This is a genomic window from Lawsonia intracellularis PHE/MN1-00 (genome assembly GCF_000055945.1).
Taxonomy (GTDB): Bacteria; Desulfobacterota; Desulfovibrionia; order Desulfovibrionales; family Desulfovibrionaceae; genus Bilophila; species Bilophila intracellularis.
Genome location: NC_008011.1, coordinates 1,023,278 through 1,048,661, shown reverse-complemented (window position 1 = coordinate 1,048,661; position 25,384 = coordinate 1,023,278). Strand labels below are relative to the sequence as shown.

20 protein-coding genes and 2 tRNA genes are annotated in these 25,384 nt (G+C 32.9%); 9 read left to right on the top strand and 13 right to left on the bottom strand.

What is annotated here, in order from left to right; all coding sequences use genetic code 11:
• Nucleotides 1-848: 848 nt before the first annotated feature.
• From katE to LI_RS04595, 3 genes are all read right to left on the bottom strand, one after another.
• The gene (gene katE, locus LI_RS04600; protein ID WP_011526925.1) at nt 849-3,116 is read right to left on the bottom strand and encodes a catalase HPII; all 2,268 of its coding nucleotides are present in this window, start codon (nt 3,114-3,116) and stop codon (nt 849-851) included.
• Nucleotides 3,117-3,244: 128 nt separating this feature from the next.
• On the bottom strand, nt 3,245-3,418 hold the full coding sequence (locus LI_RS07525; protein WP_155800199.1) for a hypothetical protein: 174 nt from the start codon (nt 3,416-3,418) through the stop codon (nt 3,245-3,247).
• A 309-nt stretch (nt 3,419-3,727) separates the two neighbouring features.
• A tRNA-Ala gene (locus LI_RS04595) sits at nt 3,728-3,803 on the bottom strand.
• Nucleotides 3,804-3,980: 177 nt separating this feature from the next.
• Here LI_RS04595 and LI_RS04590 point away from each other — a divergent pair.
• The 3 genes from LI_RS04590 (at nt 3,981) to LI_RS04580 (ending at nt 6,883) form a co-directional block, all read left to right on the top strand.
• Nucleotides 3,981-4,715, top strand: coding sequence for an outer membrane protein (locus LI_RS04590; RefSeq protein WP_011526924.1), 735 nt, complete (start codon nt 3,981-3,983; stop codon nt 4,713-4,715).
• Nucleotides 4,716-5,292: 577 nt separating this feature from the next.
• The gene (locus tag LI_RS04585; protein ID WP_011526923.1) at nt 5,293-5,784 is read left to right on the top strand and encodes a hypothetical protein; all 492 of its coding nucleotides are present in this window, start codon (nt 5,293-5,295) and stop codon (nt 5,782-5,784) included.
• A gap of 319 nt (nt 5,785-6,103) precedes the next feature.
• Complete coding sequence (locus LI_RS04580; RefSeq protein WP_011526922.1) at nt 6,104-6,883, top strand: exodeoxyribonuclease III; 780 nt, start codon at nt 6,104-6,106, stop codon at nt 6,881-6,883.
• 12 nt (nt 6,884-6,895) lie between these two features.
• Here LI_RS04580 and LI_RS04575 read toward each other — a convergent pair.
• Nucleotides 6,896-6,971 (bottom strand) — tRNA-His (locus LI_RS04575).
• Nucleotides 6,972-7,165: 194 nt separating this feature from the next.
• Here LI_RS04575 and murA point away from each other — a divergent pair.
• Nucleotides 7,166-8,416: a UDP-N-acetylglucosamine 1-carboxyvinyltransferase gene (gene murA, locus LI_RS04570; RefSeq protein ID WP_011526921.1), complete on the top strand. Its 1,251-nt coding sequence runs from the start codon at nt 7,166-7,168 to the stop codon at nt 8,414-8,416.
• 39 nt (nt 8,417-8,455) lie between these two features.
• Here murA and LI_RS04565 read toward each other — a convergent pair whose 3' ends face one another.
• Both LI_RS04565 and LI_RS04560 read right to left on the bottom strand, forming a co-directional pair.
• Nucleotides 8,456-11,164 (bottom strand): tetratricopeptide repeat protein, encoded by a 2,709-nt coding sequence (locus tag LI_RS04565; RefSeq protein WP_011526920.1) that lies wholly within the window; start codon nt 11,162-11,164, stop codon nt 8,456-8,458.
• Nucleotides 11,165-11,463: 299 nt separating this feature from the next.
• Nucleotides 11,464-12,204, bottom strand: a complete 741-nt coding sequence (locus tag LI_RS04560; RefSeq protein WP_011526919.1) for an XRE family transcriptional regulator — start codon at nt 12,202-12,204, stop codon at nt 11,464-11,466.
• Between the two features lie 235 nt (nt 12,205-12,439).
• On the opposite strand from LI_RS04560, the gene LI_RS04555 reads away from it, so the two are divergent.
• Genes LI_RS04555 through LI_RS04545 form a run of 3 tightly spaced genes read left to right on the top strand, consistent with a single transcriptional unit; the run spans nt 12,440 to nt 14,860 of the window.
• Nucleotides 12,440-13,084, top strand: a complete 645-nt coding sequence (locus tag LI_RS04555) for a DUF3164 family protein (RefSeq protein ID WP_011526918.1) — start codon at nt 12,440-12,442, stop codon at nt 13,082-13,084.
• Between the two features lie 44 nt (nt 13,085-13,128).
• On the top strand, nt 13,129-13,572 hold the full coding sequence (locus LI_RS04550) for a Mor transcription activator family protein (RefSeq protein ID WP_011526917.1): 444 nt from the start codon (nt 13,129-13,131) through the stop codon (nt 13,570-13,572).
• A 19-nt stretch (nt 13,573-13,591) separates the two neighbouring features.
• Entirely contained in the window at nt 13,592-14,860 is a 1,269-nt protein-coding gene (locus tag LI_RS04545; RefSeq protein WP_011526916.1) for a DUF935 domain-containing protein, read from the top strand.
• A gap of 175 nt (nt 14,861-15,035) precedes the next feature.
• On the opposite strand, the gene LI_RS04540 is transcribed toward LI_RS04545, so the two are convergent.
• From LI_RS04540 to potA, 4 genes are all read right to left on the bottom strand, one after another.
• The gene (locus tag LI_RS04540; protein WP_015353789.1) at nt 15,036-16,073 is read right to left on the bottom strand and encodes an ABC transporter substrate-binding protein; all 1,038 of its coding nucleotides are present in this window, start codon (nt 16,071-16,073) and stop codon (nt 15,036-15,038) included.
• Between the two features lie 72 nt (nt 16,074-16,145).
• A complete protein-coding gene (gene potC, locus LI_RS04535; RefSeq protein WP_011526914.1) occupies nt 16,146-16,922 on the bottom strand; it encodes a spermidine/putrescine ABC transporter permease PotC in 777 nt (258 codons plus the stop codon).
• Nucleotides 16,922-17,806, bottom strand: coding sequence for an ABC transporter permease (locus LI_RS04530; protein ID WP_011526913.1), 885 nt, complete (start codon nt 17,804-17,806; stop codon nt 16,922-16,924). Before LI_RS04530 ends, potC begins: the two co-directional genes overlap by 1 nt.
• Nucleotides 17,793-18,899: a spermidine/putrescine ABC transporter ATP-binding protein PotA gene (potA, locus tag LI_RS04525; RefSeq protein ID WP_011526912.1), complete on the bottom strand. Its 1,107-nt coding sequence runs from the start codon at nt 18,897-18,899 to the stop codon at nt 17,793-17,795. Before potA ends, LI_RS04530 begins: the two co-directional genes overlap by 14 nt.
• A 590-nt stretch (nt 18,900-19,489) precedes the next feature.
• Here potA and LI_RS04520 point away from each other — a divergent pair.
• The gene (locus LI_RS04520; RefSeq protein WP_011526911.1) at nt 19,490-20,557 is read left to right on the top strand and encodes an NAD(P)H-dependent glycerol-3-phosphate dehydrogenase; all 1,068 of its coding nucleotides are present in this window, start codon (nt 19,490-19,492) and stop codon (nt 20,555-20,557) included.
• Nucleotides 20,558-20,579: 22 nt separating this feature from the next.
• Here the strand turns inward: LI_RS04520 and LI_RS04515 are convergent, their stop codons facing one another.
• Nucleotides 20,580-22,595, bottom strand: coding sequence for a penicillin-binding protein activator (locus LI_RS04515; RefSeq protein WP_011526910.1), 2,016 nt, complete (start codon nt 22,593-22,595; stop codon nt 20,580-20,582).
• Nucleotides 22,596-22,773: 178 nt separating this feature from the next.
• On the opposite strand from LI_RS04515, the gene rpmB reads away from it, so the two are divergent.
• Nucleotides 22,774-22,983 carry a 50S ribosomal protein L28 gene (gene rpmB, locus LI_RS04510; RefSeq protein ID WP_011526909.1) on the top strand — a complete coding sequence of 70 codons (210 nt, stop codon included), beginning with the start codon at nt 22,774-22,776 and terminating at the stop codon, nt 22,981-22,983.
• A gap of 14 nt (nt 22,984-22,997) precedes the next feature.
• Here rpmB and LI_RS04505 read toward each other — a convergent pair whose 3' ends face one another.
• Both LI_RS04505 and LI_RS04500 read right to left on the bottom strand, forming a co-directional pair.
• Nucleotides 22,998-24,284: an O-antigen ligase family protein gene (locus LI_RS04505; RefSeq protein WP_011526908.1), complete on the bottom strand. Its 1,287-nt coding sequence runs from the start codon at nt 24,282-24,284 to the stop codon at nt 22,998-23,000.
• 28 nt (nt 24,285-24,312) lie between these two features.
• The gene (locus tag LI_RS04500) at nt 24,313-25,371 is read right to left on the bottom strand and encodes a glycosyltransferase (protein ID WP_011526907.1); all 1,059 of its coding nucleotides are present in this window, start codon (nt 25,369-25,371) and stop codon (nt 24,313-24,315) included.
• Nucleotides 25,372-25,384 lie beyond the last annotated feature (13 nt).

Genomic DNA, 25,384 nt, shown 5'->3' with positions numbered 1-25,384 from the left:
AATAAGAATTTACTATAATTTTAAGCATATATAATTATATTAATTTTAATAAAATTAACCATACAAAATTATTTTATATAATGTATATATAATAAGTAAAAATTATTAAAATTTATTATAGTATTTGAATATAGCTACATGGTTGAATATGTCTAGTTAAGCATATAATAAAATATGTTATTAAATTAATATAAAAAGCTTATGTTTCTTCTAACATATTAAGAAGTCTCACAATATTTTTATAGTTCAAATATTATGAGACTTACAATTTACTGATATAATAATTGTAAAAATAAAACTTTTTGTAACATTTTAAAAATTATTTTATGTACTAAATTAACATAATTTAAAATGTATCAATACTATGATAAATTTCAATATATCAACTTAGTTCATCTAAATATAAAAGTATTTATCTATTATTCTATTATTAAAAATATTTTTCCCTTTTGTTTTTAGTAATTTATAATAAAATATATTAATTCTAATATTGTTAGAAATAGAAATCTTATTTTATACATACTAATTAATATATTCTTTAAATAACATAAGTAATATAATAAACTATAATATTTAATCATTAGTAAAAATTTTTACTAATTTTGTATAGTTTATTTAATAGGTAAAACTTATTAAATAACTAGTAATTAACAAAATTTAATATAGTATATTTAGGTATAACTATCTAATTTATTTTCGTCTTATAGATAATATATATATATTAAAATTTATATAACAAAATTAAATAATGAAGTTAAACACTAGGTTAGTATAAAAATAAAAAAATATACAAGAACTCCCTTATAAAAAGAGAGCTCTTTAGCAGTTACTTATAAATAATTACATACTCATGCAGAGAAGCTTGTTATCTTAGATTCTCTAGACCATATCCTATGTTGTTTCATAGCATCTATAAATTTTCCTATCATTTTTGGACTATCAGGAGCCAATACTAATCCTTCATCAATATCATTTTCTGATAACCCTATATAGCTAAGCATTTCTTTTGTATTTCCAGGAAGCCCTATAGGCTTAAGGTGTTTATATGCTTGACATAAATAATATTTTGCATTGCCATCATTTAATAATGTATTTAGACTTTGTTTCCCTTGAGGAACAATAACAGCATCTACAACAACTGAAGGATTCCCTTCAATAGTACCATCAACTGTTATTTCATTACCCTCTTCCGTCTTAATACTTCCCATATGTGGCGCAAAAAACTGTGGATATACTCCTTCTTTATGTAACATATTGCTAATAGTTTCTATTGACTCCTTACTTACACCATCTGCAACAAGTAGTGCTACTCGTCTTGATTTTATATTTTGTTTATTTTTAGCGTATAAACTAAGCGATGGATCACTAGTTAATCCATTTACTGGCTTAGGAAGATCGTATGACAATTGTTCTTGACTTAAAGTTAAACCAAGATTAGTAGCAACACCTTTAGCAAGATCACGATCTATATAACTAAGTAAATCTACTATACGCTCCCGTATATATGGTCGCATTACCTTGCTAAGCTCAAAACTAAATGCATCAATTATATGCTTTTGTTCTGGGGCTGTTTGACTTAACCAAAATAAGCGTGGTTGTGAGTAATAGTCAAAAAAAGATGGACTACGCTCACGTACTTTAGTCCCTTCAACTTTACTTTTATATGTAGTAAACCCTCCACCATGCTCTGATGGTTGTACTTCACGAGGCCAATTTCCACTTACAGTATTTGGCTCATAATTAGCAACAGTAGAATCAATTTGCATACGATGATTTCCATCACGCTGTTGATTAGTAACAGGACAAATAGGCCTATTTATAGGTATTTCATTAAAATTTGGCCCACCTAATCTATGCAATTGAGTATCAAAATAAGAAAAAATACGGCCTTGTAAGAGTGGATCATCTGAAAAATCAATCCCAGGTACAATATTAGCAGGACAGAATGCAGCTTGTTCAGTCTCTGCAAAAAAATTATCTGGATTACGGTTTAATACCATTTTCCCTACAAGTTCTATAGGGACTAATGCTTCTGGGATTAACTTTGTAGCGTCTAAAATATCAAAGTCAAATTTATGCTCATCTTCTTCTGGAATAATTTGTAGTCCTAACTCATACTCAGGATAATCCCCAGCTTCAATTGCTTGCCAAAGATCCTTACGATGAAAATCAGGATCACGTCCTGTAAGAATTTGTGCTTCATCCCAAAGAAGAGAACTAGTACCATACACTGGCTTCCAATGAAAACGAACAAAACAACTTTTATCCTGCTCATTAATAAGTCTAAATGTATGTATGCCAAACCCTTCCATCATGCGATAGCTCCTTGGAATACCACGATCAGACATAGCCCACATAACATTATGCAATGTTTCAGGTTGTAATGATACATAATCCCAAAAATTATCATGTGCAGACTGTCCTTGAGGAACCTCATTATGTGGTTCAGGTTTTACAGCATGCACAAAATCTGGGAATTTGATAGCATCTTGTATAAAAAATACAGCTGTATTATTACCTACTAAGTCAAAGTTACCTTCTTGAGTATAAAACTTTGTTGCCCAGCCTCGTAAATCTCTTGCAGTATCAGGAGAACCCCTAAAACCTTGTACAGTAGAAAAACGAACAAAAACTGGCGTTTTGACTCCTGGATCCTGAAGAAAAGCAGCTTTTGTATATTGCCTCATTGATTTATATACTTGAAAATATCCATAAGCTCCTGACCCCCTTGCATGTACAACTCGCTCAGGAATTCTTTCACGATGGAAGTGTGCTAACTTCTCATGAAGATGAAAATCTTCTAGTAACGATGGACCACGTACTCCTGCCCTAAGTGTATTTTGATTATTAGCTATTTTTACGCCAAGATTAGTTGTAATAGCCATATCATGACCATTGACACGAACTGAGTCCATAGCCTTAATCTTTTCTGTAGTATTATCTGGAGTTTTAAATGAACCTGAAGTCATAGGCTCAACTCCAGGTGGTGTTGGTCTTTGAGAAATTTTATATTTACTTTGGGGGATAGTATTAGAATAGTGTGGTTCTGCTGACTTCCCATCTCTAAATGGTAGAGAATTAACTGATATTCCATTATCATTATTGTTATTACCCATAGGACCTCCAATACTCAAAGTTAAATGAAGTTACATAGCTCATCCTTAGTTTAATTCCAAATTAATATACTCTGGTACAATATTACAGGCATAAATAAAGGGGAGCTCACTCCCCTCCTTCCTGGCTATTAACTTTCAACGTTCAACTGATTAATAAATTTCATCATCAATCCACACTTTGAGCAAACATAGATCCACTTTTCTTTTCCTTCTTTCTCTTTATGATGTTCTTCAAACTCATTGTTTCCACATGCAGCACACTTAAGCATATTATTCGTTTTGAGTTTATACTTGTTAGCCATAATACCCTTCTAAATTAAACTTTATATCCACTGGTAATGAATATTATAATAACTATTACTAGGTAATATTATTATAATAATGTCTTTTAGACTGATTAATTTTTAGCTAGTAGATAAGAAGTTAAGATGACAGAACTAATTACAGTTAGATAGTAATGTAAGATGATTCTTACTATTACTATCTAACTAAAATAAAAATTACAATGATACTACTGTAAATTATACAATAAAAAGTATCTTAAAAAAGAAGAGAAATCTAATATAATAAAGCTACCTAAACTATTAAGCTATTATATATTATAAAAAATATGGTGGAGCTGGTCGGGATTGAACCGACTACCTCTTGAATGCCATTCAAGCGCTCTCCCAATTGAGCTACAGCCCCAATTAATGATGCTTCTACACATTGTAACAATGTTATGTCAATATAATTCTTTTACCTTATTAAGGTAATTTATCCTATTGTAACAAATAAAATAAGTTCACAAATTATCCTATTTACTTTTTTTATAGTTTAGTATATTAAAAAATTTAAGCCCTAACATAAAGGAGAAATTATTCAATGAGAAAATTATGGATTTTACTTTCAGCATGTTTATTATCTATATCACCTACAATTGCTTCAGCTGAACAAACAGGATTATATATTGCTCCTAAGTTCATTTGGGGATTTGCACCTGTTGATATCAAAACAACAGGAACAATTGGTATAGTAAACGTACAAACTATCTCAGACTCTGTTAGCCATAAAAAAACAGAATCACTTCCTGGGGGAGCATTAGCTGTTGGATATGATTTTAATCATATGTTTCAAACTCCTATACGTACAGAGCTTGAATTTAGTTTTTTTAAAAAAATGGATATAAAACACAATGGGCAAAAGACGGATATTACCCTTGGAGCTCTTCTAGTAAACGGATATTTTGATATAAAAACTGATTCTCCATTTACACCATATATAGGTGTTGGACTTGGCATTGCTGGTGTAAAAACAAAGTCTAATGCTATCATAGATAGCTTAGGCTACGATATCAAAGTAAAACTTGATGATAAAACAAAAAAGAACTTTGCCTGGATGGCTACAGTAGGTACTTCATATGAAATTTCAGAAACTTTTGCTCTTGATTTAGGATATCGTTTTGCTGGATTTGGTAAAGGTGAAACTAAAAGCTGGAATAAAAGTCAAATAGTTGACCTCCTACCATTAGGACCTGTTACTGCAACTGCTAATGCTAGTTTAAAAACAAAAGAAATATTTATGCATCAAATTATATTAAGTGCACGTTTAACATTCTAACTTCAAATTGTAATTTAAGCATTTTAAGTCCAATAAGATCCTTATTTTTGACTACTAGGATCCTATTGGACTTAGTTATTAATTCTTAAAAAATTCTTTACCCCTGAAAAAACTTTGTGTGCAGCAATTTCTGTTTCTTCCAAAAGTTTCCGAATATGTTCTGCAAAAAAAAAAACATAATAACTATAAGAATAGATACCTGAAGGAGTGAAGTTATAGTTAACTTTTTAGATGTTGTATAATAAACCACCTCCACCTATAACTACTAACATCTCTATTGTCGTAAGTCCCATATAAATAGGTATGGCTAATGGGACTACACCTATTTCTTAATATTTCTGCACCAACAGAAAATTCATCAATGAACTGACAAAGTACTCATTGAGCTATACCTATAATTAATAGGCTCCTAGTAACTCCTTGTTAATCAAGGATAATTTTTTCGATATTATAAGATCAGATAAATATCTTCATTTCATCATCAATGGTGATTTTATATAAAAACTGTCCCTAAACATTCTCTACTTTCAACCGATACTAGTCTGTAACAAACATAAATTAGTTGGAGGATCTCAACATGACTCGCCTATTTTTATCTATTCTAAGCCTCTCCCTTTTGATATATACACCGTATGCCTTTGGAGAAATGAGTCTCTCATTTTTGGGGAGTACTTCAACCTATACTGGACTAGAACAGCACGAAGAAAGTAGGACTCTTCTATCTGATAAACTATGGAAGTCCTATGTATCACACAAGCAAACTTTTTCCTCCTATAGCCCAAAAAACTCTAATCCATTTATATCTAAAGATAAAAAAATCTCTAATAAAAAAGAAGCTGCTATAAAGGAAGCTAGAATTAAGCCTTCAAATTCAATAAAAAAACAAGAATTATCTAAAGATATTAGTATACAAAAAGAAGCTCAGCTTAAACTTAACGGACAACCAGAAACACCTAAAGAGTATTCTAATCAAGCATCTATAAACTCAACTAAAAAAGAACCTACAACTCTCACTAGAAAACCATCTATTCTTGAGCCTATCACATCTATAAAGCCATCATTAATTTAAAACGATTAACAAAACATATTAAAAGATAACAAAAATTTTTAACAAATTTTGAAACAAAAGGATGCAGTTAGTACTTTAAAAAAAGAAAAGATATTTACTACTATCCCACTAAACTATATGATTCTTACAGCAAAGAGATAATTCTTATACTTTTAGGCTTCTCTATTAATAAGATTAATTAATATTAAAAAAGCTATAACTTTAACATGTAATATTGTTTTTTAGATAATCTATATTCTTCTACTAAATTTTTTTATAGAAGCAATATACTTATGATGCTGACTTACCATAGCAATAGACTATTAAATGGATGACTACTATGCCTTCCTTGTTACGACTTACATCATGGAATATCAATGGATTCAGGGCAATCATAAAAAAACCACATTGGAATTGGTTTCATGAGAATCAATCCGATATTATTGCTTTACAAGAAACAAAGGTAGATCCTTCACAACTCCAAGATAACCTCCAAAAGCCAGAAGGTTGGCTATCTTACTGGTCAGCCTCTATAAAGAAAAAAGGATATTCAGGAGTGGCTGTATTTAGTAAGCCTAAACCACTTGCTGTTACAGCTGAACTACCTAATCCTACCTTTCAAGGTGAAGGCCGTTTACTCCATTTAGAATATCCATCTTTTCACTTTATGAATATTTATTTTCCTAACGGAACTCAAGGAGACCACCGTCTAAGCTATAAGCTTGGCTATTATGATAGTTTTCTTAATTATGCAGAAGAAGCTAGAAAGACAAAACCTATTGTCGTATGTGGAGACTTTAATACTGCCCATAGACCTATAGACCTTGCTCGCCCAAAAGCAAATGAGGAAACCTCTGGGTTTTTGCCAATAGAAAGAACCTGGATGGATCGTTTTATTGCTGCAGGTTATATTGATACATTTCGCTATGTTCATGGGGATATACCAAACAATTATTCATGGTGGTCATATCAACAGCGTGCTCGAGAGCGTAATGTTGGATGGCGAATAGACTATTTTTTTGTTTCTATAGAACTTATGCCTACAATTCGTGATGCTTGGATTGAAATGGATATTCAAGGCTCTGATCATTGCCCTGTAGGACTAACGTTGGAAATATAACATTAATAAGAATGGGGCGAATGATGGGACTTGAACCCACGGCCACCTGGGCCACAACCAGGTGCTCTACCTACTGAGCTACATCCGCCATATGCACGATGGTGTGTATCTTAAACAAATAATAAGGTCAAGCCAAGTCTCTTTGATTCCCATTTCTTTAAACAAAAAAATCAGATAAAAAATATCCATCAACAATGGATGGAATAACTTTATATAACTAATAAAATAAAAAGATAGAAGGATCTAATATGCTATTAGGACAAATCATGGGGCAAAAAATACATGGATAAACTTATTATTGAAGGTGGTTACCCACTTAAAGGCACAGTAACTGTAAGTGGTTCAAAAAATGCTGCACTACCTATTCTAATAGCAAGTATTTTAGCAAATAAAAAAGTTACGTTACATAATGTTCCGCAGTTACGAGATATTAGGACAACAATAAAACTTCTAGAAATCCTTGGATGCACTATTCAGCAAACAGAGCAATGTATAGAACTAACACCAGGAACATTACAACATGAGGCGCCTTATGAACTTGTCTGTACAATGAGAGCATCAATTCTTGTTCTGGGACCACTACTCGCCAAGCTTGGTAAAGCTAAGGTAGCTATGCCAGGAGGATGTGCTATTGGTGCTCGTCCTATAGATCTTCACATCAAAGCACTTGAAAAAATGGGTGCTAAGTTTACCCTAAAAGATGGATACCTTATAGGGGACTGTACTAAACTTAAAGGTACACATATTTACTTGGATTTCCCAACGGTTGGTGGGACAGAAAATCTTCTTATAGCAGCCTCAATTGCTGAAGGAGAAACTATTCTTGAAAATGCTGCTCAAGAACCTGAAATTGAAGATCTTGCACGATTTCTTATTGCCTGTGGTGCAATAATTAAAGGACACGGTACAAATGTCATTCATATCCAAGGAGTCCCTTCTCTTAATGGTTGTACATATAGTATCATGCCAGATCGTATTGAAGCTGGGACTTTTCTTACTGCTGCTGCTATTACAAAGGGAGAACTGCTTATATCAGGTTGTCCCTATAAAGAATTGGAAGCTATTATTAATAAATTTATGCAAATGGGTATACACATTGAAAAAAGAGAATGTGGTATCTATGTTGCCCCTATAAAAACACTCAAAGCTACTGATGTAACAACAAGGCCATTTCCAGGATTCCCAACTGACATGCAAGCACAAATTATGGCCCTTATGTCTATTGCTTATGGAACTAGTACAGTTAATGAAACTATCTTTGAAAATAGGTTCATGCATGTACAAGAACTTGCTCGAATGGGAGCTAATATCCGCCTAAACGGACACACAGCTATTGTTACAGGTGTTAAAGAGTTAAAAGGAGCACCTGTTATGGCCTCAGATTTACGTGCAAGTGCATCTTTAGTTCTTGCAGGTCTTGCTGCAAAAGGAATCACAACAATACAAAGAACTTATCATTTAGATCGAGGTTATGAATTTATTGAAAAAAAACTTAATGCTGTTGGAGCATCTATTCAACGTACTAACGAATAGGGCTTAAGAATAATACTACAAGTGTAGTAAAAAAAAATACTATATTTTTTCAATAGATTTTTGTTTTTCTTTTTTAGCTTCATTAATATGTTTAAGCCTTATGTGTTGTATTTTCTCACGCTGTCCACGTGCCTCTGCAATCAATTGATCCCTCTTACGTTCAAAAACTAATGTTGTATGTATTGCAGAAATACCTATTGCCACACTGCTAATAATAAGTAATAAAACTCGCTGTAATCCCCATTGCTCTTCTTTTATCAATGTACTTAACCAACCAAGTCCAACTTTACTTCCAAAAACAGCAATCAAAGGGACACTAGTTGCACAAAGCAATAATCCTATAACCTCTATCCAAAAAAATGTCTTTCCTAAGATAAGAATAAACAATGTTACGTCACGTACTATCCGTAAAAATTTTAACCTTTGTGTTAATCCTTCTAAATATTCTTGAAGAAGTGGTGCATACCCCCTTGCTTTCTTAAAAACTTCTGCATCATTAAAATTTGAAGTAAATGCCCAATTAAAAATATTTGCACATTCATTGAAATTTTTATTAAACTCAATAAGGATATTAGGGAAAGGGAACCATGCTGCTTCATCACGTATTTTTTCTAACTGCTTCAAATAAATTTTAAAAATTTGTTTAAGGTTTTTAATTTCATATTTAATTTGTTTTGTAATATCATTTTCTATAATAGGACGCATCTGAATTATAGAAAGAAATGCAACATACGTATTCAAAGATAAGTTATTAATAACTAGTTTAAGTTTTTGACGAAATGTATTAGCAATAGCATGGTCCTTTGGAAACCATTCATCTAACTCTATAAGTAGCTTTTCTGCTTTTATTTTTTCATCACTAGCTAATCTTCTTTTCTCTTCTAAAGCTACAAGAAGTTCACTAAGGATACTTAAATACCCTCTGTCAAGTTCTGGATCAATAAAAAATCTATTAAAAAATGAGGAGTCTTGCTCAATAAGTTGAAAAATTTTAGTCTGTACTTGTTCAGCAAAACCCATTTTTACATGACAGACAATTTGACGATATTCTGCATCTAACCAAGAAGGATATAGACGAAGTACATTCTGATATATCTCTATAGCTTCTGAAAAACGTCCTTGTATTTCAAGAAGTCTTGCTTGCAAAAACATATGCCATACTTGATGTAGCCCTGTGCTTGCAAGGGATTCTGCCTCTTTCCATAAAAGTTGTGCTCGGGATAGATCACCTTTTTCAACTGCAATAAATCCAAGTAGTGTACGAAGTCGAAAGTCCCTTGGAGCATTCCTACTAGCAGATAACACATCTTTTTCAAAGGATAGCAGCTCTGAAGCTTGTATCTTTTTGAATCGTTCAAGTAACCCCCAAGCAAGACTATCATCTTTTACATTATTTTTACTAGAAAATACATCTCCACTTTTTGGGAACTCTCTTCCTGTAGCTAACCAAATGTTCCTAATACTTCTTACTTGTAAAGGTAAGTTAGTTTCAAAAATTGCTTTTAATAACCTTTGTTCTAATGTATTATCCTTAAAAAGGATATTTTCATATCCAACAATAACATCATCTCCATTCAGTTCCTGTTCAATAAGTTGAAATCCTTCACTCATCACCTCTACGCTCATTTCTGCTAAATCATTCCAAATATTTTGTGTAGAAAGTGACATACCTCTTGTAACACATTGAGAATTATCATGATTTTTAGAACCACAGTAAAAACACCCTGTATTCTCACCTGAAACAAGTTTTTCAGGCATAAGAATTGGAATAACTTCACTAACAAAAGAACTATCTTCGGTAAGTTCAACTGCACACCAACTATCCATTGAAACATGTGAACTAGAAAAATTTAAATCCGTAATTTTGAACCCTTCTCCTAATAAAAATGCATTGCGATATGTAATATATGGGACGTCAGGAATAAGGTTATCCCACTTAATACCCACTTTTGTTGGAAGATCATTTGTAAAATTTAATCCCTTTTTATCAATAGAGATACAGACACAAGGCCAATAAGTTCCTTGCACTTTAGCATCTGATATACACTTTAGGATGTCTCGAACCCAAATTCTAAGTTGTCTTAAATTATCAATAGACAACATAAGATAGTTATTATGGAGATTATACTTAAATTTATTAGCCTGAATAATTTTTTCTATTGCCTCATACATTGTTTTCCAACCTGACTGAAAAAGCTTATCTAAAGGATTCCCAACAGGATGAATAAGGACATACCAGCCCTGAGAAGACATATAAGGTAACCGTGGGTCTGCTTCAAGATTTTCCCACTTAACAGACGCCATCCCCTGCAACTCTTTACTTAGTGTATAAGTTATTCCAGGAATAATGCCTGCAATCTCTTTTGCTTTAGGATGTACCCAAATTTCTAGTGATTGAGGAACTAACACTTCTTGAGTAGCTAATGAAGGATCAATGGAGAGTGATATCTCACGTCGAACACTTAGAAGAAGTTTACTAGGGAAAACCTGGACACTTATAGGCAAAGGATGAAATTTAGACCATACAGTAAGTTTTGCAAGGGCTAGAAATACGTCTGAAGAGAAAAAAAACCAAAGAGCTTGTGACCTGTCTATAACAACACTCATTCCGCCATAATCTTGCAGTGCTTGTGGAACAGCATTATCTAATTCACCATCCCAGCATATCCATAGAGAAAAGCCCTGTGAACTCATATGAGTATTTTTTACTAAAGGTAAACGCTGGATTAGCTCAGAAAGTAGTGCCATACTATCAAACCTACTTCTTTTTAATTAGTAAATAGTTTAAAGCTAGTTATACTAAAGAGTACAAGGTAGAATGTTATTATACTTTGCTTAATACACTATATTACTATTAATAATATTTCTATAACATTTAAATAAATGATTTAGTATTAAAAACATACAGTGTAATAAGGCTTATCACATTATTAACTTATAGTTGTTACTATTATATATATATATATTTCTTTCTATACTTATTACTATTAAAAAAGGGAGTTAATCCTCCTCCCCCTTTTTATATCTAACCTTTTACTATATAGGTATTAATCAAGTTCTCGTCCAATCCAAACAGCCCTCCCTATAATGGAAAAACAATCCGCCATATCACCTCGTGTATCAAACTCAATAGGTGTATAGTCAGTATTATAGCTTGAAAGTATCAGCTTTCCTGGCTGTGTATTAAGGACTTTAAGATAAATTACATCTTCAAGTCTTACTGCATATATTTTCCCAGCCCTAGGAGCAACTTGGCCTTGATCAATAAGAGCTATATCACCATCACTAACCCTAGGTTCCATACTGTCACCATCTACCCGGAAAAGCTTCATTGTTTTTGGATTTCCTCGATAATATAAAAAATCATTTCTAAAGGCATAATGTCCTTCTATTTTATCTGTAGTTTCAAAAGATCCACCACCAGCTGAAAGAACTGCTTTTACAAGAGGAATCAATGTAAAATCATTCCCTTTCCATGAAAACTGAGAACATGCCCTCTCCCTCTCTAATTTATATTCACTATTAACTGTAGTATCTGCCTCTTGTTGTACTTTTTGAGGTGAAGATAGCCCTTTTGTACTCACTACTCCAGCCTCTCCTAAAATTTCTGCTACAGAAAGTTTTTTTTGCTGTGCAAGTAAAGAAAGAAATTCAAGAGACGGTAAACGTTCACCAGATTCCCAAGCAGCTAGTGTATTTCTATGTATACCAAAATGTGCAGAAAAAGAGTCTCTACTTTCTTGACCACGTAGTGCTTTTAGTTTTTCACCTATTTTTTGTATATCCATGCATGGTACCTACGCACTCTTTATAGTAAAAATTTTTAATAAAAATTTTTATTTTTTGTAATATATATGCAATAGTTACAAAAAAATGTTTGACTATTACACTAAATTGTGTAATTACAATATTTCGTACACAACAATGAACTATCAACACAATAAAATTAACAAATATTTATTTGGTGGTCAATGTGAAAATTATTCTTCAACGTTTTACCATATGCACTAAAAAGAGGATATTATGCCACAGCTACTGGACAAATCAACAGTAAAAACAATGTCATTACCAAAAGATAGATACATGAAAAATACTCAAGGGCATTTCATACTTAAAGAACACATTAAGCCTATTGATATTGAAAGAAATAATTTTGTTATGCAATGTGTTAACAAAGTAAAAAAAATACAGAAACAACTCAAAGAATTAAAAAAAGAACTTACAACAGATCTTAATACCTTTATTCAACAAACAGCCAAACAATACAAAGTAGATATGGGTGGAGTAAAAGGAAATATCACACTTATGTCATTTGATGGTAATTACCAAATAAAAAAACAAATGGTGGAACGCATCTCATTTGATGAAGGACTACAAGTAGCTAAAGCAATTATTGATGAGTGTATTAGGATATGGAGCCAATCTAGCCCTGGAGAATTACGTGCAGTAATAGAACATGCATTTAAAATAGATAAGGAGGGGAAAATAAATACTAATGCTATCCTTGCACTACGAAGACTAAATATTAAAGATCCTCGCTGGGAACAAGCAATGCAAGCTATAGTTGATAGTATCCACTTAGTAGAAACGAAATCATACATCCGTATATATGAACGGATGCCTGATGGAAAACTTAAAAATATTTCACTAGAAATGTCCTCATTATAATCTCCGTTTGTCATAATTGGCTCCTAAAGAAGAGAGAAACAACTATGAAAAAATTACTTTCAGATACTGAACTAGATTTAAAAGCCTTCCCAGAAGCAGTACAATTTCTTATCAACCTTATTGGAGAAGATGGTACATTTTCACTTATTCAGCATTATGGCGGTAGCACATTACGCATCCCTAGAGGAGATACTATAGTAGGAAGGACAAAAATTGACCTGCTTGCACAAAAAATTGGGAAGCAAGAAGTACATAATATTGTTCAAACATTTGGCGGAACATGTATATACATACCTAACTGTAAAAAACTCCTTACAGCAAAACAACATGCAAAAATAATTCAAGATAGAGATAAACTTGCTGCCAAAGGTATTTCTGAAAGGCAATTAGTATCTGATCTTGCAAGAAGATATAAGCTTTCAGATAGACATATTTGGCGTATTTTAAAAAAATCTTATACTATTCCAGCAGCTTTTAAAAATTGTTAAAATAAAGGTAGATAGTGACATGAAGTTATTCCAATTCATTAAAAATAAAAAAAATAAACCTGAAACTGTATCAGGTATGCTTCAAACAACAACATCAGACACTGCACAATCTTTATTAACCTTAGAACAGTGGGGAAATATTTCTTTTGGTCTGACCCCTGGCCGCCTTAGATCTATCCTTCAAGCTGCAGATGAAGGAAATATCACTGAACAGCATCAACTCTTTTCTGACATGGAAGATCGCTGTGAACACCTTGCTGCTGAAATATCCAAAAGAAAACGAGCTATACTAACATTAGATTGGGAAATAGTTCCTGCAAGAAAAGATAATCCTACTGCTATAAAAATAGCAGATGCTATAAGAGAACAGTTTAATAGTATTTACTCCATAGAAGATTTACTACTAGATATGGCAGATGCTATAGGTCATGGTTTCAGTGCAATAGAAATTGAATGGGAATATGACGGTCATATCCACATCCCAAAAGCATTTCATCATCGACCTCAATCCTGGTTCCAAATGTTACCACAAAATAAAAATGTCTTACGGTTAAGAAATAAAGATCCTGAAGGAGATCCTCTTTGGCCACTGGGCTGGGTTATTCGTACTCATCGATCTAGATCTGGATGGCTACCAAGAGCTGGACTCTTTCGCGTAGTAGCATGGGCATATTTAGTACGCTCTTATGCTCTTGAAGCCAGTATCAACTATGTTCAAATACATGGATTACCATTTAGAATTGGGAAATACCATATTGGAAGTAGTAGTTCAGACAAAAGAGCTCTTCTAAGGGCACTTCAAACACTTGGGAAAGATGCTGCTGGGATTATACCTTCTGGCATGGAAATCATTTTCCAATCCCCTACAAATACATCCCATGATCTTCCTGGGCAACTTGTCACACGTTGTGAACTAGGAATGAGTAAAGCTATCCTTGGAGGAACATTAACAACTCAGGCTGATGGACAAACAAGTACAAATGCCCTTGGGAAAGTTCATAATGAAGTCAGAAGAGACTTAATGGTTACAGATGCATTACAAATTTCTTCAACTATCTCAAAACAATTAATTATGCCAATGGCTGCTCTAAACTGCAAAGTAGAAGATACAACTCTACTACCATCATTTAGATTTGATACACGTGCAGCTGTAGAAGTAGGTATTTATGCAGATGCACTTCCAAAACTTTCACCAATTATGGATATTTCCGCTCAGTGGGCACATGATAAATTAAAAATACCAAAAGCTTTATCTAAAGATGATATTTTAGGAAGCCATATAAGATAAAAACATAATTAATAATAAATAGTGATATATTTATTTAACCTATTGAGTTAAAAGATAACATCTACTAATAATATAACTATTACTTCTAGCTGCAAACACTCTTTAACCTAAAAAAGATGACTTCTCTTAGAGAAGTCATCTTTTTTAGGTTAAAGAATTTATAATAAATAGATTATCAATGGCTCATTTTTAACTTTTCCCAATATGAAGTATAAATATTAATTGCATTACCAATATTACTAATTAATTCTCCTTTTGACATTACACCATCATTTGGAAAGATAATAGGATTTTCTTGATAAATAGGATCAAGAAGTTTTCGACCAGCTATATTAGGAGTTGTATAAAAAAACTCTTCTACACATCGCTTGGCTATTTCTGGACGAAGTAAAAAATTAATAAATGCATATGCATTTTCTTTATTTTCAGATTGATTAAGAATTGAAAAATTATCAATCCAAAGAATAAACCCTTCCTTTGGAAAAATAAACTGTAAGTTAGGATTCTCTTTCATAGCTATAAATGCATCACCATTCCAACTTATACCAGCTAATACCTCTTCTCCAATAAATGCCTGTTTTGTTGCTGTAATATCAAACACACGAATTTCTGGTTTTAACTGTTGTAACCATTCATAGCCTGCTTTGATTTCATCAGGATTTGTCGTATTAACAGAATACCCTCTTACTTTAAGTGCTACACCAAATGTATCCCGCATATCGTCAGATAGCAAAACTCTTCCCTTAAACTCAGGACGATTTAAATCATTGAAGCTAGTTATAACTGTAGGATCAACAACTTTTTTGTTAAACAATAAACCTAAAGCACCCCACATATAAGGGATGGAATAGTCATTATGGGGGTCAAATGAATGTCCAAGGGATTCAGGAGCAAGGTTATTAAGCCCTATAATTTTTGATTTATCAAGACGTGCTAATAAGTTATCTTTATATAATCTTTCTATAAAGTAACTTGAAGGCATAACAATATCATACCCTTTACCACCTAATAATTTTAGCTTTGCATACATTGCTTCATTAGACTCAAATGTAGACACAACCACTTTAATACCAGTTTCTTTTGTAAAATCAGCCAGTACATCTGAAGGAATATATTCAGACCATGTAAACACATTAAGTGTGTCCTTATCATTAGCAAAAAGAGGACAACAAGATATTACTAAAATTAGAGCTAAGCTAACGTATTTTTTCATAGTGTATTTCTCCATTATCATACAATAGCTATCCCACTCTAGATTAATAAAGCCAATACCCTTATAATAATATTAGTTTCCTGTATGACGAGTCTTAGGAAGCAACAGCCATGCAATAAAAACAAAAACGACTGTAATACAAAACATAATAGCTGAAAGTGCATTGATTTCTGGCTTTACTCCTAGGCGTACCATAGAATAAATTTTTAAAGGTAAAATTTCAAAAGTTGGTCCAGTGACAAAAAAACTAATTAAGACATCATCCATAGATAAAGTAAACGCTAATAACCACCCTGCAACAATAGCTGGCATTATAAGAGGTAATATCACATAGCGAAAGGCTTGAGACTCATTTGCACCAAGATCTCGAGCTGCCTCAACAAGCTGTTCATCAAACTCCATTAATCTAGTTAAAACAGTAAGAACAACAAACGGTAAGCTTAAAGTAGTATGAGCAATAAAAAGGCTAAGAAAACCTAATGGGATATGAAAAAATATAAAAAAGATTAATAAAGATATACCCATAACGATATCTGGTGATACTGTAAGAACATAAATAGAACCATACAAAATTTTCCGACCAGGAAACCTATACCTTCTTATAGCTAATGCTGTAAGAACACCTAAAAAAGTCGAAAAACTAGCTGACAATGCTGCTACACTTAAAGAGTTAATCCCTGCATCTATCAACGGAGTATTATTCATAAGTTGGCTATACCATTGTAATGTAAATCCCTTCCAGTCAGATGTATACTTAGCAATATTAAATGAGTAGCCAATAACAACTATTATTGGCAAATATAAAAAGATATAAACAATCCATAACCATATAAGACCTAATCTTTTCATTAGACAGGCCTCCTAAATCGTGGATCATTTTCAGCTCTATTTTTTATAGAGAAAGACTGTGTTGTAATATGGTGAAGTATAAGTAAAATAAATAGCAAAATTGTTAGAATAGTACTAGAGGCTGCACCTAGTGGCCAATCACGATTTACAAAAAATTGATTTTTAATAAACGTTCCTACTAAGATATCTTTTGAGCCACCTAAAATTTCAGGAATATAAAATGCGCCTAAAGAAGGTAAAAAAACAAACATTGATCCAGCCACAATACCTGGTAAGGTAAGAGGTAACGTTATATGCCAAAAAGCACGAAATCCCCCTGCTCCCAAATCTTTTGCTGCATCTAACAAACGTGGATCAAGTTTTTCAATAGTCGTATATAAAGGAAGAACCATAAATGGTAAAAACGTATAAGTAATACCTATAAAAACAGCAAAGTCACTATACATAAATGATATAGGTTCATTAATAATACCTAACCATATAAGTACAGTACTTAATAGTCCATTTGCTTTAAGAATCAAAACAAGTGCATAAGTACGGATTAATGAGTTAGTCCAAAATGGGATAATAATGAGAAGAAGCAACCATGGTTTAATTTTTGCTTTTGAACGAGCATTTCGATATGCAAATGGGTATCCTACCAATAAACAAAAAAGTGTGCTCATAAGAGCTAACCAAATAGAATCCCATAAAATTTTTAAAAAAGAAGGTTCAAACAGTCTAGCATAATTAGAAAAGGTTAATACTGGAATAACAAATTCTTGGTCACCTCTTGTTAAAAAAGTAACAACTAAAAGACCAACATTAGGTAATAAAGCAAATAAACCAAGCCAGATCACAGTTGGTGCTATCACAACAAGTTGAAAACCTTTAAGCCATTTCATGTGGCAATACCACTTCCCAACCATCAACCCAAGTTACAGCTACTCTTTCTCCTTCATTATAGCTAATTTCTGCATCATCTTCATTAAAAAATTCAGCAACACGTAAAGTCCCACCAACGTCTAATGCAATAATAATATCTACTGTTGCGCCTTTATATACTGTTTCTTCAATACGACCTCTAAGGTGAGGGACTTTCAAAACTTCTTCATCTAATAAGTATATCCGTATATCTTCTGGGCGTAACAATACATTCACAGCTTCTCCTGGAGAAAAACGATGTGGTGTTCTTAATGGAAAAACTTCATTTGCAATTGCAGCTTCATATATTCCCTCATCATTACAAGAAAGAATAGTTCCCGCCAAATTATTAATCTCTCCCACAAACCGAGCTACAAACAAATTAACTGGCTCTTCATAAATACATTGTGGAGTACCAATTTGCTCTATCCTACCTTGATTCATAACAACTACCCTATCTGACATAGCAAATGCTTCTTCTTGATCATGTGTTACAAAAACAAAAGTAATGCCCAGTTTACGTTGCAAATGTTTAATTTCAAGCTGCATAATCTGTCGTAACTTATGATCAAGAGCACTAAAAGGTTCATCTAGTAAAAGAAGTAATGGTTTATTTACTACAGCTCTTGCAATAGCTACTCGTTGTTGTTGTCCTCCAGAAAGTTGAGAAGGGCGTCTATCAGCAAAATTTTCAAGATGGACCATTCGTAATGCTTCAAAAACCAACTCATTCACTTTTTCACGAGGACATTTTTGCATACGCAAACCAAATGCTACATTATCACGAACAGTCATATGAGGAAATAATGCATAATGCTGAAAGACTGTATTCACTTGTCTTCGTTCCGGAGGGAAGCCACTTACATTAACCCCTGCAATTAATATTTCTCCAACATCTGGGGTTTCAAACCCAGAAATAATACGTAAGATAGTAGTCTTTCCACACCCAGAAGGACCAAGTAAAGTTAAAAATTCACCATTTGCAATCTGTAGATTAATATTATCAAGGGCACAGGTATCTTCAAATATTTTGCTGACGTTTTTTAGTTCAATGATACAACCTTTCCCGGTCATTCTTTCCGAGTCTCCCTGTGATTAGTAAAATAAAACTCATTATAAATAAAAAAAAGGTAAAATTCTATAGTAAAAAATAAAAAATTGTTTCTACTACTTACGTATATAATATATATCTTTTATTGGTCTTATCCTTATAACAAGTGTGTACCTCACACCTCATAAAGGGTCAAGGGATTCTAAAGTTATTAGAAATACAAATAGTAGAACAAATATATTCACTAACAAAATGAAAATTATGCATTTTTAGTTTCTTGTCGTTCTTTTTTCATAAAGTTTATTGACTTCCATCAGATTACTGATATCCAAAAAATATACTACTATATTTAAAATAACTAATTTTAAATTGTTAGTTATTTTTTTATGTTATCTTATCTAAATATATAATAAATAAAAAATTGTTCTTTAGGTTATAAGGTAAATATACTTTCCTTGAAAAAAAAAAACAAAAAATTTATATATTATACTATAAAAATAACTATTAATAAAAATGAAGTCTATTTATTTGTCCATAATTATATATTCTACTTATTATCCATTTTATAACCCTTTTACCTATTTTATGTTAGTAAATATCCAAGGGGATCTTTATGTCTAACCCACAATCTATTGTCGTTCTTGGAGGAGGAAGCTGGGGTACAGCTGTAGCTCATCTATTAGCCACAGGAGGACATAAAGTACATTTAGTATTACGTAGTCAAAAGTTAGCTGACTATATCAATATGCACCATGAGAATAATATATACCTTCCTGGATTCTCTATTCACCCTGCAATCCACGCTGTAACAGGGAAAATTAGCTTTCTTACTAAAGAACCCGCTCATGTGTTAGCAAAAGCAACAATTGTAATTCTTTCTGTCCCCTGTCAATCTTTACGGCCTGTATTACAAGAACTTGAACCACTTTTGACAAAAAATTGTATACTTGTGAATACAGCAAAAGGGATTGAAGTAGAAACATTAAAAACAGTTGAACAAATGATATTAGATGAAATGGCTCATCGTGTTTCTCACTATGCTGTACTTTCAGGACCTTCTTTTGCAGAAGAAGTTATGTGTGAAAAACCTACAGCTGTCGTCCTTGCATGTCGCAATGAACAACTGGGTGAACATCTACGAGAAATTTTCTCTACTCCATGGTTTAGAACATATTCAAGTACAGATGTTACAGGTGTAGAACTTGGTGGGGCAACTAAAAACGTAATTGCAATAGCAGCAGGAGTCTCTGATGGTCTAGGTTTTGGTATTAATACTAGAGTAGCCTTAATGACTCGTGGTCTTGCAGAGACAACTCGCCTGGGGAAAGCTCTTGGAGCTTCACCACTTACATTTTCAGGATTATCAGGGCTTGGAGATTTATTTCTAACTTGCTCAGGGGAGCTGTCTAGAAATAGGCAAGTTGGATTACGTCTTGGGAAAGGAGAACTTTTAAAAAATATAACAAACTCAATGAATATGATTGCTGAAGGTATCAAAACAACTTATGCTGTTAATACTCTTGCCAGTAAGCTGAACGTTGATATGCCTATAACAAAAGCTGTATATAATGTTCTTGAAGGAGTTATATCTCCTCATGAAGCCGTACAAAAACTTTTATGTAGACAGTTAAGAAATGAAAGCCTTGACGAAACTCAACCTATATGGACAGATATTCCTTAGTATAGTTTAAGAAACAATAATCTTATTTAGACACCTCCCTTTCAGCAGCCGAAACACGTTTTAAGTGCCGTTTTTTAATTGCATCAAGACGCTTTTTAAATAAATTAGTATTTAATAACTTACCCCCTGAAGATGTTGGATAAAAAAGAAATAACTTCTGTTGAGCTTTCCCATTTTCCCAATAAATAGGAGCTATGCTCCAATCCATTTGTTGAGCTTTCTCTATGCTTTTATTTACCTGAGATGCTTGCCAATTAACTTCATGTATATTTAATGCTGAAGAAAAACGTATAAAGTCATACCCTAGCCCAACCCAAAAGTCAGGTTCCTCTTGATTATCCATTGTAAATCGTTCTATTAGCATGGCAGCTGTGGCATTAGGTGTAGACTTATTCCAACTTCCTGGGAATACAGCAAGATCCATATTCCTTATAAAATTTTTTTCTCCATGAGAAAGACCTTGCTCCCACAAGTTTGTCCCCATTAAAACAAGCCTATCTTCCCCTTGGAAAAAAAGATATGGCAATAATACTTCAATATTTTTCCAGCTATCTGGAAGAAAAACAGCTTGAAAAGGAGTAGATGGTACAGGAACTTTCCCTATCATTCTTGTTTTTGTAACGTTTGCTAATAATTTTGACCAACTAGATGTGTCATGTGGATTGTATCCAGTTGTCATAACAGATATTCCACTTTGCTCAGCTAATTTAACAAATAATTCTGTCATTTTTCTACCATATCCATCTTCGGGATATAATACTCCACACATGGTAATATCAAGTTCATGACTAAAACGAAGAAGAGCTAAAATTTGATCTTCTGGGCTTGAAAAAAAACGCCAAGCAGTTATACCTTCATCACCTTCTCCAATTGAAGGCAAAAATGTAAAAAATATCTTATTTGAAAGGATATTCTTTTCTCTTATGGCTGCATATATCTCTGCCTGTAATGGACCACCAACAATAATACACTTCTGTGGTAACTGTTCTAGTTTTTCTAACCAACCTACTGCTTCAGAATTTATAATAACAACTTCAACATCAACCCCTGCGCTTATAAGTTCCTCTTGGGCAGCATTAGCTCCTTTAGCAATATTCCAACCAATAGAACTATATGGTCCACTCATTGGAAGTACTAACGCATAACAACCTGGTGAAAATAATATATTAGTATGATCAACTAACAACGATTTAGGCTCAGCTACATGAATAGCTGAAGCAAGCAACGAAGAGTCTGAAAATACGCCTGGGTAATTAATTTTCCCCAGCAACTCTGCAGTACGATTAGTTTTACTAGGCCACTCTCGACGTAATACATCAAGAATAATAATTGACCAAGGATACATAAAATCTCTCTCAGGCCCTGTAAGAAATTCAAGTGCTAACAATTCCTCACTAGAACTATTACTAAGCAACGTAAATAATCTTTGTTCTAGCATCATACAATTTGCATGATCTGAGTGCTTATAAAGCTCTGATAGTTTACTTGCTATCAATGTTTTATTTTCTTTTGGGCTTAAAATCATCAATACTCCTCCAGCTATTCCCCGTAATGGAATAGGTAAAGAAGCATCTTCCCAGACCTGTTGTGCATGAGATATTGCTTGTACACGTGAAGATTTTAGTACAGCTATTCCCCATGAATCTTGCCAAACTGGTTGCATATTAGCTGTTGGATCACTAAGCTTCCATTGAGTTAAAAATTCTAGTGCTATATGGAAATGATTATTAGCAATTGATGACTTGATTAACCTTTCCCATGCGGAGTTACGTTCAAAAGCTGTTAAGTTAGACTGTGTCACAACAATCCTGTAAAGTCTTTGCGCCTCAAGCATATTGTTATTCTTCCAAGCTTCTTCTGCCTGAGCAGAAATGTTCCTATCCTGATCCTCTATACTTTTTATATCCTGTGTTTTTTCTAACAAATCAGAACTATTACCTTCTGGGACTACTATTTTAGTTGAAGAACATCCTGATATTAGACTATAGTTAATAAGGAATAATATGATACAAATTTTTTGAAGTAGCTTTATTTTCATAACAACTCAATAATAGTTCAACATAAAAAACTAATAAACAAACAATAGCGATATGTTACTATAGGTAAGAGAACTTACTATTACTATTAAAAAATATTCCATAATAAACTTGCTATTTTTTTATGTTAAAGTTATAAGAAAGCCCTTAAAAATATCCTTTATAGTTACGGAGAAGTTAATGGCAAAACAGTGTGAAATATGTGGGAAAAAACCCCTTGTTGGTAATTATGTAAGCCACTCAAATATTAAAACTAAAAGAGTTTTCAATCCCAATCTTCAACATATGCGTAATCAATTTCCTGATGGAAGAATAAAAACTATTACTATATGTACACGTTGTATCCGCTCTGGCCATGTGACCAAACCTTCTATCCACAAAGGCTCATAATAAAATTCACAATATCAAACTAAGGAAACACTATCCAACTCTTTTTTACTATCTTTTTTGCCCCACTGACATCCTCCGATAAGAATTCCTAACAATGTGGCAGCAGTAGATAGCCACCATGTTCGATAAAAATCATGTCCACAAAATCCTGTAATTAAATATGCAACCCAACCAGCCCAAATAAATGAAAGTAACTGCCAATAACATCCAGGGAATAAACCTTGTATTTCTTTTTGGACACCCCTTCGAATATGAAACAATGTCCAAAGAGTTATAATAACAAAAAATAAAATATAGCTAGTAAATCCAATAAGTCCCCCATCAATAAAAAATTGAATATAGATATTATGAGGATGACCAAGATCCATAGAGGGGACAGACTGTAAAATTATACCCTGTTTCTGTAGAGCTAATATAAAAGTACTACTACCAGTTCCAAGCCATAAATGCTCTTTTCCTACCTCTATAGCTCTTATCCATAACTCTATTCGTGGATCATTAAGCATTGTTTCCCAGCTTAATCTTGCAATTCCAAACATACTTAATACTACTAGCAATAACATTGGAGGAACAATAACTTTTAATAATGAGAATTTTGTCCAAATACAAATCCACAAAATATATAAAGCCCCTAAAAGGGCTAAATATCCTATACGGGTAAATGAACCTAACCAAAGAAATAAACCTGGAGATAACAATACTGCTACAGCAACTATACGTAATCTATTATTTTTCATAGGAAGAAGAGTCCAGATCCCAAAGGCAGGTAGAGCTATTATTGCCATATAATTACCTACTCGATATGTCCCTAAAGAACCTGTTAACCTTCCTGACATAATAGCTGTATGCTTTATATAGTCAAATCCTGTTAAGACCTGCCATACACCATCTAACCCTTCATAAAAAAATGTTACCGCAAAAATAATAATAAGCCATCGCAAATCTTTCTCTGAACGGACAACTTCCATTCCCACAAAAGCTAAAACAATCCCTCTTAACAAATTTGGTTTTACTGAAGCCCAACTTGCAGCTAACCACTCAGATGTAACTAGTTGTATTATAAAACTTGCTATAAAAATAATAAATAGCCAGCGAAAGGGTAATATACGGAGTGTAGAGTTATTCCAATCCTGTATGTAAAGTAAAATAATTATAGGTAAACAAAGAATAGGTAGAATAACTCTTAATGCTTGTCCAAGAGGAAATAATAAAATTGACAAACTAAAAAAAATAAAGAGTACTGACCGAAGTCTAGATGAATTAGATTCTAATCCCCGCCAATTACAGAAAAATATTTTCATGATAAATAACTATGACCTTCAAAAAAGACTATACCTCTCTATTCACAACTTCATAAAACCACTCTTCAAGTTTAGTTGCTTGTATATCTATATCAAAAAAACGTCTACATGCTTCACGTGCACTCTCTCGAAGGCCTGTTAATTCATCTACAGAAAGACTAAGAGCCATAGAAATAACCTTTTGAAAATCTTCTGAACTTGCTTCATAAGGTAAAACCCAATCACGAAGTTCTGGTGTAAGAACTTCATCTACGCCACCTACCAATCTTACAATAGGTAATAATCCAACAGACATGGCTTCAATAAGAGTATTTGGCAATCCCTCACTAACAGAAGCTAACAAAAAAATATCTCCTTTTTCTAGCTTATTAATAATATTATCTGAAAATCCATGGAAAAAAACTTGGCCAGTTAATCCTAGCTCAGAAGCCATCTGCTTAAGTGTTTTCTCTTCAGAGCCTGTGCCCCATATATGAAATTCAAAACTTCCTTTAACTCTTGCAAAAGCTTCTAATAAAACAGAATGACACTTATTAGGTTCTAACTGTTGTGTACAAATAAACTTAAGAGGACTATGTACTTTTAAAAATTCACTTGTAGCCTTTCTACCATTCATTATAACTTTTACCTGCTGTGGAGGTATATAAGAAAGTGATTTTTTAAATCCAGAAGCAATATATTCACATGGACATAAAAATGAAGGGTTAATAAATGTATGGATAAGACGTGTTTTTAAACGATAAGGGATATCATGTGGTAAACCAATCCGTTGTATTACAGGAATACCAGAAAGCTTTGCAGCAATGCCTGCTGTGGACAGATCTTTTTCTATATTAACAATAACAATATCAATTTGATGTAATCGAAACTCTCTCCAAAAATACAAAATAGATTTAGGATTTAAATCTAAACCAAATGAAACTAGTTGGCCGTGGCCAACTTCTTTTTGTGCACTTGTAATAAACGCTTCTTGACGACCATAAATATAAACATGATGACCTTTTTTAGAAAAAATTTTAGCAAATTCTAACATCCATGTTTTTACACCACCCCAACGCTTTGTAGCGTTGATAAACGCAATACGCATTTATAATTCCCTC